Origin of the sequence: Mycobacterium sp. (assembly GCF_040509115.1) — a bacterium.
Taxonomy (GTDB): domain Bacteria; phylum Actinomycetota; class Actinomycetes; order Mycobacteriales; family Mycobacteriaceae; genus Mycobacterium.
In genome coordinates, this window is record NZ_JBEVLO010000368.1 from 1 (window position 1) to 2,788 (window position 2,788).

Consider the following 2,788-nt stretch of genomic DNA (forward strand, 5'->3'; position numbering starts at 1 on the left):
TGATGAAGAACAGCACCGCGGCGATCTTCATCACCGCGATGCGGCCGATCTTGTCGGCGATGCGGCCCGCCGTCATCGCGCCGACCGCGGCGCCGAGGAGCGCCGACGCCACGGCGAACCCCAATTCGATCGATCCGACCCCGAACTGCTCCTCGATCGACTTGACCGCGCCGTTGATGACGGCGCTGTCGTAACCGAACAGAAGGCCGCCGAGTGCTGCGACGGACGCGATGCGGATGGCGGTACCGCCCGAGGAGAAGTCGTCGTCGCTTATCACCGAGGTCGAGTCGTCGACGGGTGGACCCTGACCGGCCATGGGCGTGTCCTTTCGCAACCTGCGTGAGCTAGCTCACACCAACCTTTGCACAGACGAACGATCAGTACGGCGTTATCAGAACGCGGGATTGCGTGTCGTCACACGGCATCGGCCGACCCGCAGCCCCAGCGAAAGCAGATGCACCCCAATGACACTGCTCGACCGTTATCGGCGGCGTACGTAGCAACGTCCGATGCCCTGGTGTCAACCCCGATCGGAGACCGGCGCGTCGACCTGCGAGCTCAGCTGGGCGTGGATCCCGCGAAGGTCGTCGACGTCGAGCCCGGCCAACGACGAGACGTGTCGGCGCCGCGGACCGTCGGGCACCTCGACGTCGTTGGGCACCACGAGGACGGGGCAGCCCGCGGCCTCGGCCGCCTGGGAACCCGTCACCGAATCCTCGATGGCCAGGCACTGCGCCGGGTCCACGCCCAAGAGTTCGGCGGCTCGCAGATACGGGTCTGGCGCCGGTTTGGCATGCTCGACCTCGTCGCCACACACCGACACCGAGAAGTAGTGCTTGCCAATGCTCTTGAGCGCGCGCTCGGTGAGCACGCGGTAGGTGTTGGTGACCAGCGCCATGGGAACGCCCGCCGCGGTGAGCGCATCGAGCATCTCCCGCGCGCCGGGCAGCCAAGCCAACCCCCGCTCGAACAGTTCGCCCGTGTAGTCGTGCAGCCAGACCGAGGACTGCTCCATTGCGACCGGGTCGCGGTCCAGACCCAGATCGGTGTACACGATCTGCATGAGGCCCTTGGCCGAGCTGCCCACCGTGCTCTCCCGCACCTGCGGGGACAGCACGCCACCCAGGCGGACGTAGAGCGCCTGCAGCGAGACGTCCCACAGCTTTTCGGAATCGACGAGGGTGCCGTCCATGTCCCACAACACGGCCTTCATGCCACTAGACATTAAGGTATCTCGCCTCGGGGTGATGAAGCACGATGGCGCTGACGGACCGTTCGGGATCGAGAACTCCGCGAGCCGGCCCGCCCTCGATGGCCGGCTCGCGCAACCGGAATCGTTCGGCCGCATCGGGTTTCGGCTCGAGCAGGATGTGGTCCATGTCTGGGGTCAGTCCTCCGGGTTGTACCCGAGGTTGGGGGCAAGCCAGCGTTCGGCCTCCTGCAGAGTCCAGCCCTTGCGCCTCGCGTAGTCGGCGACCTGATCCTGGGCCAGCCGACCGACCACGAAGTACTGCGACTGCGGGTGCGAGAAGTACCAGCCGCTGACGGCGGCACCTGGCCACATCGCCATCGACTCGGTCAACTCGATGCCGGTGCGCGCCTTGACGTCCATCAACTCCCAGAGCGTCGCCTTCTCGGTGTGCTCCGGGCAGGCCGGGTAACCGGGGGCAGGGCGGATGCCTGAGTACTTCTCACCGATCAGCGCCTCGTTGTCGAGCTGTTCTTCGGGTTGATAGCCCCAGAACTCCTTGCGGACCCGTTGGTGCATCCGTTCGGCGAACGCCTCTGCCAACCGGTCGGCGAGTGACTCCAGCAAGATCGCGCTGTAGTCGTCGTTGTCCGCCTTGAACTCGGCGATCTTGTCGCCGATGCCGAGCCCCGTCGTGACGGCGAAGGCGCCGACGTAGTCCCGGAGCCCCGTTTCCTTGGGGGCGACGAAGTCACCAAGGCTCCGGTTCGGGATGCCGTCGCGATGCTCGCCCTGCTGGCGCAGGTTGTGCAATCTCGTCAGCACCTCGGTCCGGGTCTCGTCGGTGTAGACCTCGATGTCGTCACCGACCGCGTTCGCCGGGAAGAACCCGATCACGCCGTTGGCCGTCAGCCACTTCTCCTTGATCAGGGTGTCGAGCATCTCCTGGGCGTCGTCGTACAGCTTGCGGGCGGTCTCACCCGAAACCGGGTTGTTGAGGATGTCGGGGAATCTGCCCTTCATCTCCCAGGCGTTGAAGAACGGCTGCCAGTCGATGTACTCGCGCAGCTCGGCGACGTCGTAGTCGAGGAATTCTCGTACGCCGAGGCCCTGGGCCGGCACCGGCGGCGTGTAGCCCTCCCACTCGATCGGCGTCCGGTTCGCGCGGGCCTTCTCGAGCGTCAGCATCTTGCGCTCGCTCTTCTGAGCGTGTCGTTCGCGCAGGGCCGCGTAATCCTTTTCGGTGGCCTCCAGCAGGGAACCCCGCTGCTTGTCGTCGAGCAGCGCCGCAGCGACCGGCACTGATCGGGACGCGTCCTTGACCCAGACCACCGGACCGCTACGACGGGGCGACACCTTCACGGCCGTGTGAGCCCGCGAGGTGGTGGCGCCACCGATCAGCAGCGGGATCTGCAAACCCTGACGCTCCATCTCGACGGCGAAGTTGACCATTTCGTCCAGCGAGGGGGTGATCAGGCCGGACAGCCCGATGATGTCGGCGTCGTGCTCCTTCGCTGCGTCCAGGATCTTCTGGGCGGGCACCATCACGCCGAGGTCGATCACCTCGTAGTTGTTGCACTGCAGGACGACCCCGACGAT

At 66.0% G+C, this 2,788-nt stretch carries 4 protein-coding genes; all 4 read right to left on the reverse strand.

Annotated elements, in window-relative coordinates:
* Positions 1–316: MFS transporter (locus ABW137_RS25530; RefSeq protein WP_526404254.1), on the reverse strand; the 316-nt coding region annotated here is incomplete at its 3' end.
* Between the two features lie 204 nt (positions 317–520).
* Positions 521–1,213, reverse strand: coding sequence for an HAD family hydrolase (locus ABW137_RS25535; RefSeq protein WP_526404255.1), 693 nt, complete (start codon positions 1,211–1,213; stop codon positions 521–523).
* 4 nt (positions 1,214–1,217) lie between these two features.
* The gene (locus ABW137_RS25540; protein WP_526404256.1) at positions 1,218–1,379 is read right to left on the reverse strand and encodes a hypothetical protein; all 162 of its coding nucleotides are present in this window, start codon (positions 1,377–1,379) and stop codon (positions 1,218–1,220) included.
* 8 nt (positions 1,380–1,387) lie between these two features.
* A partial coding sequence (locus tag ABW137_RS25545; protein ID WP_526404257.1) for a vitamin B12 dependent-methionine synthase activation domain-containing protein occupies positions 1,388–2,788 on the reverse strand: 1,401 nt, incomplete at its 5' end.